Genomic DNA, 14,491 nt, shown 5'->3' with positions numbered 1-14,491 from the left:
GGAGTGCCCGTGCCGGTTTCCTTGCACAGCACTGGAAAAGCCTCGTTCGACGACATCTACGACCGTACCGATCCTCGTGACTACTACCTCCGCATGTCCGAATTGGACTATCGGATACCGGAATTGGCCAAACCGCACTTCGAGAGCTTCATCGCCGACTACCGAGCCGCCGTCGGCGCGGCGCCGACCGTCCTGGACATCGGCTGCTCCTACGGGGTGAGCGCCGCGCTCATGCGGTTCGACACCACCGTCGCCCAGCTGGCCGAGCACTACCGCGGCGGGGACACCACCGCGCGGATCGAGCGGGACCGCGCCCGTCTGGCGGCCCGCGACCGGCATCCGCAGGTACGCTTCGTGGGTATGGACGCCTCCGAGCCGGCGCTGGCCTACGCCACCGCCGCCGGACTGCTACACGACGCGGTGCACGCCGACCTGGAATCGGGTCCACCGACCGCGGCACAGCGCACGGTGCTCGCGTCCACGGACATGGTGATCTCCACCGGATGCATCGGCTACGTCACCGATCGCACGCTGCTGCAGGTGGTGCACGCGCACGGCGAGCGCCTGCCCTGGATGGCGCATTTCGTGTTGCGGATGTACGACTACGAGCCGATCGCCCGGCGGCTGTCCCGGTTGGGTTACCACACCCGCAAGATGCCCGGCACCTTCCACCAGCGCCGTTTCGCCTCCGATGCCGAGCGCACGCAGGTGCTGAACACCTTGTCCGCCAAGGGAATCGATCCTTCGGGGGTGGAGGAGGACGGCTGGATGCACGCCGAGTTGTACTATTCGACACCCGAACCGTACGAACCTGATTCGCCCGCTCCCGGGCGATCCGAGTCCGTCTGATCGGCCCGCGTCCGGTCGCTCGGCGACCGGACGCGATGATCGATACGCACATGTCTCACCAACCGGCCCCGTACCCATCGACCCCGAGGACCGCCAGTGACCGACCGCACCTTCGCCTTCGACGACCAGCTGCCGCGTGTGCCGCTGCCGACACTCGAAGACAGTTGCGCCCGCTTTCTGCAGTGGAGCGCTCCGCTGCTCACCGACGAGGAATCCGAGCAGACCCGCCTCGCGGTACAGGATCTGCTGCGCGAGGACGGCCCGGCCCGCGCCCTGCATGCGGATCTGGTCCGGTTCGATGCGGAGCCGGGGGTGAGCAGTTGGCTGGACGAGTTCTGGCCGTCGCGGTATCTGGGGCGGCGCGATCGAATTGCGTTGAACGCCAACTTCTTCTTCCTCTTCCGCGACGACACCCCGCTGGCCCGCTCGGCCGCGTCGGTGTCCGAGGCGACCTCGGATGACGCCGCCGGCGCGCGGCAGGTCGATCGGGCCGCGGCGATCATCACCGCGGCGGTGGACTACAAACTGCTGCTCGATCAGGAACTGATTCCGCCGATCCTGCAACGCGGACAGCATCTTTCGATGGCGCAGAACAAGTCGCTGTTCTCCGAGACCAGGATTCCCGGCGATCCGCAGGACACCGTGCGCGTGCCGTACAGCGCGCAGTGGCCCGGCCCCTCGCAGGCCCGGCACATCGTGGTGTTGTTCCGCGGCAACATATTCCGGATGGACGTGCTCGATTCGTCCGGAACGCCCTATGCCCCCGAGGATCTCGCGGGCGGCCTGCGTGCGGTGATGAAATCAGGCGCGAGCCGAGCGGCGGACGGCACGGCGGTCGGACACCTCACCACGCTGTCCCGGGTGGAATGGGCGGGCGTGTATCCGACGTTGCGCGCCGAACCGGTGAACGCCGCGGCGCTGGACGTCATCGAGACCGCGCTGTTCAGCGTCTGTCTGGAGGATTTCGCCCCGCACGACACCCAGCACGCCTGTGACCAGCTGTTGCACGGCGACAGCGGGAACCGGTGGTTCGACAAGGCGGTGTCGTTCCTGATATTCGCCGACGGCACCGCCGGAATCAACGTCGAGCACTGCGGGCTGGACGGCACCACGATCCTGTCCTTCGTGGACGCGCTGTTGGAGCAGACCGTCGCCGAACACGCCGAGCGCTCCGGCGCTCGGGCGCAGGGCATCCCGCCGATCGAAGCCGTCGAGTTCTCGCTGGACGAGGCGTTGCGTGGTGAAATCCACCGGGCCGCAGCATCGTTCGCGGCGTTCGCTGCCGACAACGCGACCCTCACGGTCTCCTTCCCCGATTTCGGCACCCAGCAGGCCAAATCGCTGGGCATTTCGCCGGATGCCTTCGCGCAGTTGAGTTATCAGCTCGCGCACCGGCGCAGCAAGGGGCTCACCGGGGCCACCTACGAATCGATCGCCACTCGCCAGTATCGCAACGGGCGGACCGAGGCGATGCGCGTGGTGACTCCGGAGATGCTGGAATTCGTTGCGGCCATGGATGATCCGGCATTGTCGGCGCAGCAGCGGCAGGAGATCGCGCGCACCGCCGCGCAGGCGCACGTGGCTCGGGCGAAGGAATGCCAGAGCGGCAAGGCGCCCGAACAGCATCTGTGGGAGTTGCAGATGATCCAGCGGCGTCGCGGCGCCGAGCTCGGCATCACCGAGCCGATGCCGTTCTACGACAGTCCCGGCTGGCTGATCACCCGTGACGACTATCTGAGCACCAGCTCGGCGCCGTCGGCGAATATCGAGTACTTCGGTTTCGGCTGCACGAGCGCCAAGTGCATCGGCGTCGCGTACGTCCTGCTGCCGGACCGCTGGAACCTGTACCTGGCCACGCCGACCTCGGTGGCGAACGAAATGCACGCGTTCGCCGAACAGCTGCGCATCGCCGTGGCCGAACTTCAGGTGCTGCTCGCCGGATAGCCACTCCTCGCGGATTCCGGTGACCTGTCGCCGGAATCCGCGAGCGGCGCTGTGCCGCCGCGAAAAATCGGGTGAAAACGGACTACCTGCACTGTTAGCGTCGGCTTCATGACCGGCGGATCCCTGCCCGAGTTCACCTGGCGGCGGCTGAGCGCCGCGGACTTCCCGCTGCTGTGCGGGTGGCTGGCACAGCCTCATGTGCATCGCTGGTGGAACCACGAATTCACCCCGGCGGCGGTCGAACGCGACTTCGGCCCGTGCATGCGCGGCGAGGAACCGGGAGAGGATCTGCTGATCTTCGCCGACGCCGAACCGATCGGCCTGATGCAGCGGTGCCGGCTGACCGACTTTCCGGAGTACCTCGAGGACCTGGTGAAGTTGATCACGGTGCCGACCGAGGCGGCCTCGCTCGACTACTTCATCGGCGATCCGCAACGGGTCGGGCGCGGTCTCGGACCGGCGATGATTCGCGCGATGATCGCCGCGACCTGGTTCGAATACCCGCTCGCCGATTGCGTGATCATCCCGGTCGCCGCGAAGAATCGGCCGTCGTGGCGCGCGCTGGAGAAGGCCGGGATGCACCGGATCGCCGAGGGCCCGATGACGCCGGACAGTCCCGCCGACGACGGCCATCACTACGTCTACGCCATCGATCGGCCCGGCCGAGTGACCGCTTGACTCCGAGAGTTGCTCACCGGAGGCCGAAAAAACACCCTGCCCCCGGATCTGAAAGAATCACGACCCGTGAAGAACTTCGAAACCCTGTTCGCCGAGCTCCAGGATCGTGCGGTCAACCGCCCCGAGGGGTCCGGAACCGTGGCGGCATTGGACGCCGGTGTGCATTCGCAGGGCAAGAAGGTGCTGGAGGAGGCCGGTGAGGTCTGGCTGGCGGCCGAGCACGAGAGCGACGACGCGCTGTCCGAGGAGATCTCGCAGCTGCTGTATTGGGTGCAGGTGCTGATGGTGGGCCGGGGACTGCGTCTGGAGGACGTGTACCGACATCTGTGACGGATAGCTCGCGCGATGCCCGCGCGGCCGTCCACACACAATCCCTCCGTCACGAGTCCGGAAAGGACAACATCCCCATGCTCCGCGTCGCAGTACCCAACAAGGGCGCCCTGTCCGAGGCCGCCGTCGCCATCCTCACCGAAGCCGGTTACCGCAAGCGCACCGATGGGCGCGATCTGTCGGTGATCGACAACGCCAATCAGGTCGAATTCTTCTTCCTGCGTCCCAAGGACATCGCGATCTACGTCGGGTCGGGTGAACTCGATCTGGGCATCACCGGTCGCGACCTCGCGCTGGACTCCGGTGCACCGGTCCAGGAGCGGCTGAGCCTGGGTTTCGGCGGCTCCCGATTCCGCTATGCCGCGCCCGCCGGTCGCGAATGGAAGGTCGAGGACCTCTACGACAAGCGCATCGCCACCTCGTATCCGAATCTGGTGCTGGCCGACCTGCAGCGTCGCGGCATCCAGGCCGAGGTGATCCGTCTCGACGGCGCGGTGGAGATCTCCATCCAGCTCGGCGTCGCCGATGCCATCGCCGATGTGGTGGGCTCGGGTCGGACTCTGCGTCAGCACAATCTGGTGGCGTTCGGTGAGTCGCTGTGCGATTCGGAAGCGGTGCTGATCGAGGGCGCCGGATCCGAACGCAGTGACAAGGGCCGCAACCAGCTCGTCGCGCGCATCCAGGGCGTGGTGTTCGCCCAGCAGTACCTGATGCTCGACTACGACTGCCCCAAGGATCTGCTCGACGCCGTCGTGAAGATCACCCCGGGCCTGGAGTCGCCCACCGTCTCCCCGCTCGCCGATCCGGGCTGGGTCGCCGTGCGCGCGATGGTTCCCCGCAAGCAGAGCAACGCGCTCATGGACCAGCTCGCCGATATGGGCGCCAAGGCCATCCTCGCAACCGATATCCGCTCCTGCAGGTTCTAGGCCGCGCCTAGCGCGGGTCCGCCACGGTGGGTGGCGGACCCGGATAGGGCGGCGGGGTGCCGCCGAAGGCCGGGCACAGAGCCTGGTAATCGCAGTATTGGCAGAGCCGGCTGCGGTTGGGCGGAAAATCACCGGTGCGCAGAGCGGTGCTGATGGCCGTCCAGAGGGCCGAGAGGATGCGCTCGAAGCGTAGTAGTTCCTCCTCGTCGGGGTGGTAGGTGAGGATCTGGCCGTCGGACAGGTAGATCAGGCGTAGCCGGGTGGGTGCGACACCGCGGGTGCGCAGCATGATCAGGGCGTAGAACTTGAGCTGGAACAGGGCGCGGTTCTCGCTGCCGGGTGCGGGGGAGCGGCCGGTCTTGTAGTCCACCACCGTCAGGCGGCCGCCGGGGGCGACGTCGATGCGGTCGACGAAACCGCGCAGCGGGGAGCCGTCCGGCAGGCTCACCTCGATGAGCGATTCGCAGGACTCCGGGTCGAAGGCGGTGGGATCCTCCAGGTTGTAATAGGTCTGGACCAGCCGGTGCACCTCGTCCAGGAAACCGTCGAGACCACCCTCTTCGACCACCTCGGCGAGCTCCGGGCGTTCAGCCAGCAAACGTTGCCAGGCGGGGGCGACGAGGGTGGCGGCGCGGTCGGGAATTCGTTCGCCGCTGGGTAACCCGTACAGTGACTCCAGGACCGCGTGCACCACCGTGCCGCGCACCGCGGGCCGCGCCGGAGGCTCGGGTATCCGATCCACCGCGCGCAGGCGGTATTTCAGCGGACATTGTTTGAAATCCATTGCCCGTGAAGGAGACAGCGCCGGAGTGTACGCATGCGCAGGCTCCGGCGGCGGGGTGATCGTCGGCGGCGCTGACATACCTGGCAGGCTAGCCGGGGGCACCGACAAGTAAGAGAACGGAGATCCATGACGGCCAGACGGACCGGTCCATTCACCGAGGGTGACCGGGTGCAGCTGACCGACGCCAAGGGCCGCCAGCACACGGTCGTGCTGGAGCCGGGCAAGGACTTCCACACCCACAAGGGCCAGATCTCCCATGACGACCTGATCGGCGCCGACGAGGGCACGGTGGTCCAATCTGCCAATGGCACACCGTATCTCGCGTTGCGCCCGCTGCTGGTCGACTACGTGCTGTCGATGCCACGCGGTGCGGCGGTGATCTATCCGAAGGACGCCGCACAGATCGTGCACGAGGGTGATGTCTTCCCCGGCGCGCGCGTACTCGAGGCCGGTGCGGGGTCCGGCGCGCTGACGTGCTCACTGCTGCGCGCGGTGGGCCCGGAGGGGCAGGTGCTCTCGTACGAGATCCGCGACGATCACGCCGAACATGCGGTCCGCAACGTCGAACGGTTCTTCGGCGAACGTCCAGCTAACTGGACGCTGACGCTCGGTGACGTCGCCGACTACGACGGCGAGAAGGTCGATCGCGCCGTGCTGGACATGCTCAAACCCTGGGACGCGCTGCCCGCGGTCGCCAAGGCGCTGATCCCCGGCGGCGTGCTCCTGGTCTACGTGGCGACCGTGACGCAGCTCTCGGAGACGGTGGAGGCGCTTCGGCAGCAACAATGCTGGACCGAACCGCGGGCCTGGGAGTCGCTGGTGCGGCCCTGGCATGTGGTGGGCCTGGCGGTTCGCCCGGAACATCGCATGCAGGGCCACACCGCGTTCCTGATCAGCGCGCGGCGGCTGGCCGACGGCGTGGTCGCGCCCAAGCCGCAGCGCCGCCCTTCCAAGGGCTGAGCGGAGTCGGCGAGCAGCTCAGCAGGGCGCCTTGCCCATGGCCAGGATCACGCACGCGGTGCTGTCGGAGATCTGCCAGCCCGCGGCGGTGTGCTGCCAGCTCATCGGCACGCCGGGCATGGTTCCGTGCGGCGAGACGATCGCGACCCGGGCATCGGCGGTATCGCCCTTGGTCTGCACGCCGGAGACGTTGAAGCCGACCTTGCCGTAGTTGGCCAGGCCCTTGTTCATCGTCTCGATGTTCGCCACGCGCCGGTCGCCGCCGACGATCAGCTTGGTCTTGGCGGCGGCCGGAATACCCGGATCGACGAACTGATCCAGGCTGCTCTGCAGCTCCTGAGGGGCGGGGGCAGGGGTGTCGGCGGCGGCGATCGCGGTGCCGCCGACCGCTGCGGCTGCGGCGAATGCGCTGGTCACAGCGGTGCGGAGGGTTCTGGCGGCGATCCGGCGGGGAGTCTGGGCAAGCATATGAAGCGAATGCCTTTCAATCTGTTTCCGAACAAGGAAACTAAGGGTAGCCTAATTATTGGCCGAGGTGATCGGCGGGTATTGATTCGGTGTGTGCCGGAGCGATTCGGCCGAATGTGTCGGTGGTCGATGCTGTGATGGTCGGTAACGCTCCGGGCTGTGAATGCGGTAGGCACGGAAACAGATACGGTCCGCGCGGCGTTACTGCTACAACAGTACGACCGGTGAAAGGAGCATCGGTCCGTATCACTCGGCTCGGGTCCGGCGAACAACGCGCCGGAGGCGGAGGGTCAAGGACGGCGCAAGCGCTCGACCAGCCGCAGTACGCAGCCCAGATGTGATCACGACGAAACAATGTCGGAAAGCGAGAACGGTTCGGGCCCGGTAGCGTTGATAGACCGGGACTGGGAGGAGCGGCATCATGAGCCCCATCGAGAATTCGGATTCGGCGGCCTGGAGAGAGCTCGAGGCGGTACGCGCCGAGGCGGCTGCACTCCGGAGGCAACTCGCCGACTCGCCGGATCGCACAAGAGAATTGGAAGCGCGCGTCGATTCGCTGACGATTCGCAACACCAAGCTGATGGACACGCTCAAAGAGGCGCGCCAGCAGTTGGTGGCCTTGCGCGAGGAAGTCGATCGGCTGGGTCAGCCACCGAGTGGCTACGGCATCCTGATCAGCGTCTACGAGGATCAGACGGTCGACGTCTACACCTCCGGGCGCAAGATGCGGCTGACCTGTTCGCCCAATATCGACACCTCCGAGTTGCACTACGGGCAGAGCGTGCGGCTGAACGAGGCGCTGACCGTCGTGGAGGCGGGCAACTTCGACCAGATCGGTGAACTGGGCACCCTGCGCGAGATCCTCGACGACGGCCGCCGGGCTCTGGTGGTCGGACATGCCGACGAGGAGCGCGTGGTGTGGCTGTCGGGCCCGCTCACAGCCCTGGTGGACGTCGACGACGTGGAGGATCCCGATCGTCCGGTGCGCCGCCTGCGCGCGGGCGATTCGCTGCTGGTCGACACCAAGGCCGGTTTCGCCTTCGAGCGCATCCCCAAGGCCGAGGTCGAGGATCTCGTGCTCGAGGAGGTGCCCGACGTCGGCTACGAGGACATCGGTGGTCTGGGCCGCCAGATCGAGCAGATCCGCGATGCGGTGGAGCTGCCCTTCCTGCACAAGGACCTGTTCCGCGAGTACGCGCTGCGTCCGCCCAAGGGTGTGCTGCTGTACGGCCCGCCAGGATGCGGTAAGACGCTGATCGCCAAGGCGGTCGCCAACTCGCTGGCGAAGAAGATCGCCGAGGCTCGCGGTGAGGATGCCAAGGAGGCCAAGTCCTTCTTCCTCAACATCAAGGGCCCGGAACTGCTGAACAAGTTCGTCGGCGAGACCGAGCGGCACATCCGGATCATCTTCCAGCGCGCACGGGAGAAGGCCTCCGAGGGCACCCCGGTGATCGTGTTCTTCGACGAGATGGACTCGATCTTCCGCACCCGCGGTTCGGGTGTCTCCTCGGACGTGGAGACCACCGTCGTGCCCCAGCTGCTGTCGGAGATCGACGGCGTGGAGGGGCTGGAGAACGTCATCGTGATCGGCGCGTCCAACCGCGAGGACATGATCGACCCGGCCATCCTGCGACCCGGACGCCTCGATGTGAAGATCAAGATCGAGCGGCCGGACGCCGAGGCGGCGCAGGACATCTTCTCGAAGTACCTCACCGAGACGCTGCCGCTGCACGCCGACGACATCGCCGAATTCGGCGGCGATCGGGTCAAGTGTGTGCAGACGATGATCGAACGGGTCGTCGACCGCATGTACGCCGAGAGCGAGGACAACCGGTTCCTGGAGGTCACCTACGCCAACGGTGACAAGGAGGTCCTGTACTTCAAGGACTTCAACTCCGGCGCCATGATCCAGAACATCGTGGACCGCTCGAAGAAGTACGCGATCAAGTCCGTGCTCGACACCGGCAACCCGGGTCTGCGCATCCAGCACCTGTTCGATTCGATCGTGGACGAGTTCTCCGAGAACGAGGACCTGCCCAACACCACGAATCCCGATGACTGGGCACGCATCTCGGGTAAGAAGGGCGAGCGGATCGTCTACATCCGCACGCTGGTCACCGGCAAGAACGCCTCCGCCAGCCGCGCCATCGACACCGAGTCGAATACGGGTCAGTACCTGTAGATCCGCCATACATCGAGGGCCGCAATCCGATCGGATTGCGGCCCTCGGTCGTGTAGGGGGCCGGGCCCGCAATATTGGGGGCAGCATGGGTCTGGCCGTGTGGGATAAAATTTGACCATGCGGCCAGAAAATAGTTCAGATGGCCAGAAGCGGTCGTTCATCGAGGAGGCGCGGCGTCGTCAGATCATCGCGGCGGCGGTCGAGGTGATCTCCGAGGTCGGGTACGGGAATGCCTCGTTGGCGCGGATCGCCGAGCGGGCGGGGATCTCGAAGGGGGTCATCTCGTACCACTTCGACGGCAAGGACGACCTGATGACGCAGTTGGTGATCCAGCTGTACGTCTCGGGTGCGGAGTTCATGACTCCGGCGATCCAGGCTGCCGACGGCCCGCGTGCCCGCGTGCTGGCCTATCTCGACTCGAATCTGCGTTTCATCGATGCGAATCGGGCCTATGTCGCGGCCTTGACCGAGGTCGTGCTGAACCTGCGCGGTCCGGACGGGACGCCGAAATTCGCCTCGGCGGCGGACGGTGAGGACGAGATCATCCGGCCGCTGATCGATATGTTGCGGGACGGGCAGCGGGTGGGCGATTTCGGCGAGTTCGATCCGGTGGTGATGGCCAAGGTCATGCGCGACACGATCGACGGCGCGGCGGGGCGTGCCATCCGCGAAGCGGAATGGGATGTGGAGCAGTATTCGGCGGACGTGTGCCGGTTGTTCGATCTGGCCACGCGGAAGGGGAGGAATTGATGTCTACTGTGCTGGATACCGATGTGGTGCAAGGGGATTCGGCTTCGGACCGGCCGCGGTTCGCGGTCGTGGGGGTCGCGGCGGTGGTCGTGTGCGCGGCGATCGCCCTCGGGCTGTCGATCGGGCGCTACGGCTTCTTCGGGGACGAACTGTATTTCATCTCCGCGGGCCGCCGGCTCGCGGTGAGCTATGCGGACCAGGGTCCGGCGTTGCCCGTGATCGCGCGGTCGATGGACCTGATCGCCCCGGGATCGCTGGTGGCAGTGCGCATTCCGGCGGTGCTGGTCACCCTCGTGGCGATCGTGGTGACCGCGCAGATCGCCCGTGAGTTCGGCGGGTCGCGATCGGCGCAGGTGCTGGCCGCGACCGCCTACGCCGTCTCGCCGTTCCTGCTGCCCCAGGGTGGTCAGCTGTCCACCAACGTCGTCGACACGGCGTTGTGGGTGGTGATCTGCTGGCTGGTGGTCCGATGGGTGCGCACCCGCCGAGACTCGCTGCTGCTGTGGGCGGGACTGGTGACGGCGCTGGATATGCAGGTCAAGTGGCTGGTCCCGTTCCTGTGGCTGGCGCTGGTCCTCGGCGTGCTGGCCTTCGGGCCTCGGGAGATGTTGCGCCGCCCGGCCCTGTGGTGCGGTGCGGCCGTCGTCGCGGTGACGATGGCGCCGAGCCTGATCTGGCAGGCCCGGCACGGCTGGCCGCAGCTCGGGATGGGCGCTGAGGTTGCCGCGGAACAGGATTCGATCGGCGGCCGGTTCACCTTCGTCCCGTTGGCGGTCGGGTCGGCCGGTGTACTGGGCGTACTGTTGCTGATCTGCGGGCTCTGGGCGTTGTTCCGCGCGGAGGTGTTGCGCCCCTACCGGTTCCTCGGGGTGGTCCCGCCGGTTCTGATCGTGGCATTCGTCCTGACCGACGGTCGGCCCTACTATGTCGTCGGCTGTTATGCCGCGGTGCTGGCCGCTGGTGCGGTCTGGTGGACGCGGCGGTCGAAAACGTTGCTGCGCAACGGCATTGCCGTGGTGCTCGCGGCAGTATCGGCAGTCATCGTGATCCTCGTTCTGCCGCTGCAACCGGAACGGGAGCTGCCCCCGGCGCCCGCGGAGGACGGGATGTCCTCTCTGCTCTACGCGAAGTTCGGCTGGCCGGAACTCGCCGCCGCGACCGCCGCGACGTACCGCTCACTTCCGGCGGGCGATCGTGCGACGACCGTGCTGATCACCGATTCGTATTGGCAGGCAAGCGCTCTGGATGTCTACCGGAAGACCTACGGCCTGCCCGCGGTGTACAGCCCGAGTCGTGGTTTCGGATATTTCGGCGTCCCACCGGATTCCGCGCGCACGGTGCTGTGGGTCGGCGGCGACGAGGCCGATCTGCGATCGCGGTTCGGTGAAGTCACCGCCGCCGGACGGGTGGAGACCAGACTGGGCCTGCCGGGCGTGACCCGCGACGTCACCATCTGGCGCTGTGCCGATCCGCGGGAGCCGTGGTCGCGGGCGTGGCCGGGCATGCTGAAACTGTGAGCCACGAAGGTGCTGCCGGACCCGACCGCGCCGGGTCCGGCAGCAGCGGAGATCAGGAGTGGGTGGTGACGGACTGCAGGACGATATCGGTGGCCGGCGCGCCGTCGCCGGAGCCGTCCTTGGTCCCGCCCGACGCGATGTTCTGCAGGACGTCCGTACCGCCGGTGATGCGACCGAACGGGGTGTAGTTGGGCGGGAGCTGGGAGTTCTTGTAGACCAGGAAGAACTGGCTGCCGTTGGTGTTCGGCCCGGCGTTGGCCATCGCGAGGGTGCCCGCGGGGTAGGTCGCACCGGCGAGATTCTCATCGGGGAACTTGTAGCCGGGGCCGCCGCGCCCGGTGCCGGTCGGATCGCCGCACTGGAGCACGAAGATGCCCTCGGTGGTCAGGCGGTGGCAGTGAGTGTGGTCGAAGAACTGCTGTCCGGCCAGGAAGACGAAGGAGTTGACCGTCCGGGGAGCCTTGGCGGCGTCGAGCTTGGCGGTGATGGTGCCGCAGTTGGTTTCCAGGCTCGCGGTGTACGACCCCTTCTGGTTGATCGTCATGCCCGGTGCGGCGGGCCACTGCTTGCCGTTGGGCTTGGCCGGTCCCGCGTTCATGCACCCGGGTGCTCCGGTGTGCACGGGCGTGGGCACAGCGAGCGCCTGACCGGTGCCGAACAGCGCCAGCGACAGAGCCGCGGCGACGAGGCCGATCCGCCGTATCATGGTGCGCCGTAGGTGAATTCGGCGCGACGGCCGATCGTCGTCGAGCTGCTGGTGCTGTGGAACGCTGTTCACCGGGGGGTGACTCCTTCGTAACATCGGATGCGGCAGGCTGCCGCGCATCTTGCCACGGCGGCCGACGAACGTCCGTGTGAGTCGACAGACCGTCCGTTGCGCTAGCTGGTACCCGTTGTCCCGGTGATCAAACCGAAAACGACCGGATTACGGGTGATCGCGACGAACCCGGGACGGGGCGCCCGATGATCTGGTTTGATCGCGAACAGGAGTGTGCCGTGCGTGCGGTGGACGCGGCTCGCGCGGTGGCCCGAGTGAGGGAGGTTGCCGGTGGATCACGTCTTCTATCCGTGGAGTGCGCAGGCGAAAGTGAATCCCGTTCCGATCACGGGTGCCTCGGGGTCCTGGTTCTGGGACGCCGACGGCAGACGCTATCTGGACTTCTCCTCTCAGTTGGTGAACGTCAACATCGGCCATCAGCATCCGGATGTGGTGGCTGCGATCGTGGCGCAGGCGCAGACGTTGACGACCATATCGCCGACCGTGGGTAACGAGGTGCGCAGCGAACTGGCCCGATTGATCGTCGAGCGCGCGCCGGGACAGCTGAACCGAGTGCTGTTCACCACCGGCGGCGCCGAGGCGGTCGAACATGCGGTCCGATTGGCGCGCAGCTACACCGGGCGCACGAAGATGCTCTCGGCCTACCGCTCCTATCACGGTGGCACGGGCGTGGCGATCGGCCTGACCGGTGAGCCGCGTCGCTGGGGTGCGGAGCCGACCAATGTGGACGTGGTCCGGTTCTTCGGTCCGTACCCGTACCGCTCGGCCTGGCAGACCTCGACTCCGGAGCACGAGTCCGCCGCGGCGCTGCGGCATCTGCGTCAGGTGATCGAACTCGAAGGGCCGCAACATATTGCGGGACTGATCCTGGAGTCGGTGGTCGGTACGAACGGCGTGCTGGTGCCGCCGCCGGGATATCTGGCCGGTGTGCGCGAGCTGTGCGACGAGTTCGGGATCGTGTACATCGCCGACGAGGTGATGGCCGGATTCGGTCGCGTGGGTGAGTGGTTCGCGGTGCAGGCATTCGACGTCGCGCCGGATCTGATCACCTTCGCCAAGGGCGTGAACTCCGGCTATGTGCCGCTCGGCGGGGTCCTGATCGCCGAGTCGATCGCGGCCCGGTACGACGACGCCGTCTATCCCGGCGGGCTTACTTATGCGGGCCATCCGCTGGCGTGCGCGGCCGGGGTGGCCTCGATCGAGGTCTTCGAACGGGAGGGCATTCTGGACCACGTTCGTTCGGCCGGGTCGGATGTGCTCGGAAAGGGGTTGCAAGAGTTGGCCTCTCGGCACCCATCGGTGGGGGAGGTGCGTGGCATGGGATTCTTCTGGGCGCTCGAGCTGGTGCGGGATCCGGGGACGCGGGAGCCGCTGGTGCCCTTCGCCGCGAGTGGTGCTGCGCAGGAACCGATGAATCGGGTCACCGCAGCGGCCAAGGAGCGCGGGCTGTGGCCCTTCGTCGCCGCGAATCGGCTGCAGATCGCGCCGCCGCTGACCACCTCGGTCGACGAATTGCGTACGGGGATGGAGATTCTCGACGAGGTTCTGGCGGTGGCCGACTCGTACGTCGGGTGATCTACCGGGCTGTCGGGCGCAGCAGGTCCTCGAGCAGCAGCCGAGTGTCGGGGACGAACGGCCAGGCCGGATCATCCAGGTGGGCGCGCAGTTGTGCGTCGGTCCACCACCAGCCGTCGGCGATCTCCTCGGGCTGATGCCGGATCGGGCCGTCGTACCGGATCTCGTAGGCGAACAGGTGGCAGCGCATGGGCGTACCGAGCCATTCGCCGTCCCAGCTGACGCGGGCCCGGGAGACCGGACGAGAATCGTTGTCGCCCAGGATGATTCCGAGTTCCTCGCCGAGTTCGCGAACCGCCGCGTCGGCCGGGTCCTCGTCCGGGCCCAGAACGCCCCCGGCCAGGCAGTCGTGCATCCCGGCGAAGACGGCCTTGGTCTCGGTGCGGCGGTGTACATAGATGCGCTCGCCATCGCCGGACCGGACCAGAACGCCCGCGCTGGCATGCCACAGCCCGCGCGCGTAGACCGCGGAACGGTCGGCGCTGCCGACCTGCTGTCCGTCGCGGTCGTAGACCGCGATCACCTCACCCATCGGTTCGTCCTCGTCGGAAAGTCGGTATCGATCCCGGCCGTCCGCCGAGATCCGCGCCTGCGTCTCGTTCAGGTACCCGACCAGCATATCGGCGGCCACTGCGGGCTCGCCGTCCGTGAGTACTTCATACCGTCGTGATCGCCCCGCAGAAAGGGGCATACTGGGCAGAGCTGTTCGCGAGTGCAGTTCCCGGCGCAGGACAGGGTGGTCACCGACGG

The 14,491-nt window shown here is 66.9% G+C and carries 14 protein-coding genes; 10 read left to right on the top strand and 4 right to left on the bottom strand.

The window, feature by feature from the left end:
- Positions 1 to 9: 9 nt before the first annotated feature.
- From K7711_RS28745 to hisG, 5 genes are all read left to right on the top strand, one after another.
- A complete protein-coding gene (locus K7711_RS28745; RefSeq protein ID WP_222972603.1) occupies positions 10 to 849 on the top strand; it encodes a class I SAM-dependent methyltransferase in 840 nt (279 codons plus the stop codon).
- 96 nt (positions 850 to 945) lie between these two features.
- Positions 946 to 2,793, top strand: a complete 1,848-nt coding sequence (locus tag K7711_RS28740; RefSeq protein WP_222972602.1) for a choline/carnitine O-acyltransferase — start codon at positions 946 to 948, stop codon at positions 2,791 to 2,793.
- A gap of 108 nt (positions 2,794 to 2,901) precedes the next feature.
- Entirely contained in the window at positions 2,902 to 3,471 is a 570-nt protein-coding gene (locus K7711_RS28735) for a GNAT family N-acetyltransferase (protein WP_222972601.1), read from the top strand.
- A gap of 66 nt (positions 3,472 to 3,537) precedes the next feature.
- Positions 3,538 to 3,801, top strand: coding sequence for a phosphoribosyl-ATP diphosphatase (locus K7711_RS28730; RefSeq protein WP_040824192.1), 264 nt, complete (start codon positions 3,538 to 3,540; stop codon positions 3,799 to 3,801).
- A 77-nt stretch (positions 3,802 to 3,878) separates the two neighbouring features.
- The gene (gene hisG / locus K7711_RS28725; RefSeq protein WP_222972600.1) at positions 3,879 to 4,727 is read left to right on the top strand and encodes an ATP phosphoribosyltransferase; all 849 of its coding nucleotides are present in this window, start codon (positions 3,879 to 3,881) and stop codon (positions 4,725 to 4,727) included.
- A 7-nt stretch (positions 4,728 to 4,734) separates the two neighbouring features.
- Here the strand turns inward: hisG and K7711_RS28720 are convergent, their stop codons facing one another.
- Positions 4,735 to 5,589, bottom strand: a complete 855-nt coding sequence (locus tag K7711_RS28720; protein WP_222972599.1) for a RecB family exonuclease — start codon at positions 5,587 to 5,589, stop codon at positions 4,735 to 4,737.
- A 48-nt stretch (positions 5,590 to 5,637) separates the two neighbouring features.
- Between K7711_RS28720 and K7711_RS28715 the strand changes: the two genes are divergently transcribed.
- Positions 5,638 to 6,471 carry a tRNA (adenine-N1)-methyltransferase gene (locus tag K7711_RS28715; RefSeq protein ID WP_222972598.1) on the top strand — a complete coding sequence of 278 codons (834 nt, stop codon included), beginning with the start codon at positions 5,638 to 5,640 and terminating at the stop codon, positions 6,469 to 6,471.
- An 18-nt stretch (positions 6,472 to 6,489) separates the two neighbouring features.
- Here the strand turns inward: K7711_RS28715 and K7711_RS28710 are convergent, their stop codons facing one another.
- The gene (locus tag K7711_RS28710) at positions 6,490 to 6,888 is read right to left on the bottom strand and encodes an MTB12 C-terminal domain-containing protein (RefSeq protein WP_222972597.1); all 399 of its coding nucleotides are present in this window, start codon (positions 6,886 to 6,888) and stop codon (positions 6,490 to 6,492) included.
- A gap of 472 nt (positions 6,889 to 7,360) precedes the next feature.
- Here K7711_RS28710 and arc point away from each other — a divergent pair, with 472 nt between their 5' ends.
- The 3 genes from arc (at position 7,361) to K7711_RS28695 (ending at position 11,388) form a co-directional block, all read left to right on the top strand.
- Positions 7,361 to 9,121, top strand: a complete 1,761-nt coding sequence (gene arc, locus K7711_RS28705; protein ID WP_222972596.1) for a proteasome ATPase — start codon at positions 7,361 to 7,363, stop codon at positions 9,119 to 9,121.
- 117 nt (positions 9,122 to 9,238) lie between these two features.
- Complete coding sequence (locus K7711_RS28700) at positions 9,239 to 9,871, top strand: TetR/AcrR family transcriptional regulator (RefSeq protein ID WP_222972595.1); 633 nt, start codon at positions 9,239 to 9,241, stop codon at positions 9,869 to 9,871.
- Positions 9,871 to 11,388: an ArnT family glycosyltransferase gene (locus K7711_RS28695; protein WP_235747954.1), complete on the top strand. Its 1,518-nt coding sequence runs from the start codon at positions 9,871 to 9,873 to the stop codon at positions 11,386 to 11,388. The genes K7711_RS28700 and K7711_RS28695 overlap by 1 nt, the downstream gene beginning before the upstream one ends.
- Before the next feature lie 52 nt (positions 11,389 to 11,440).
- On the opposite strand, the gene K7711_RS28690 is transcribed toward K7711_RS28695, so the two are convergent.
- Entirely contained in the window at positions 11,441 to 12,166 is a 726-nt protein-coding gene (locus K7711_RS28690) for a peptidylprolyl isomerase (protein WP_308014992.1), read from the bottom strand.
- A gap of 270 nt (positions 12,167 to 12,436) precedes the next feature.
- On the opposite strand from K7711_RS28690, the gene K7711_RS28685 reads away from it, so the two are divergent.
- Positions 12,437 to 13,741 (top strand): aspartate aminotransferase family protein, encoded by a 1,305-nt coding sequence (locus K7711_RS28685; RefSeq protein ID WP_222972593.1) that lies wholly within the window; start codon positions 12,437 to 12,439, stop codon positions 13,739 to 13,741.
- 1 nt (position 13,742) lies between these two features.
- Here the strand turns inward: K7711_RS28685 and K7711_RS28680 are convergent, their stop codons facing one another.
- Positions 13,743 to 14,273, bottom strand: coding sequence for an NUDIX hydrolase (locus K7711_RS28680; protein WP_222973092.1), 531 nt, complete (start codon positions 14,271 to 14,273; stop codon positions 13,743 to 13,745).
- Positions 14,274 to 14,491: the final 218 nt, after the last annotated feature.

It is taken from the genome of Nocardia coffeae, from assembly GCF_019890715.1.
Taxonomy (GTDB): Bacteria; Actinomycetota; Actinomycetes; order Mycobacteriales; family Mycobacteriaceae; genus Nocardia; species Nocardia jiangxiensis.
Note: the sequence above shows the minus strand (reverse complement) of the source record. Positions and strands in the feature narration are given on the sequence as shown.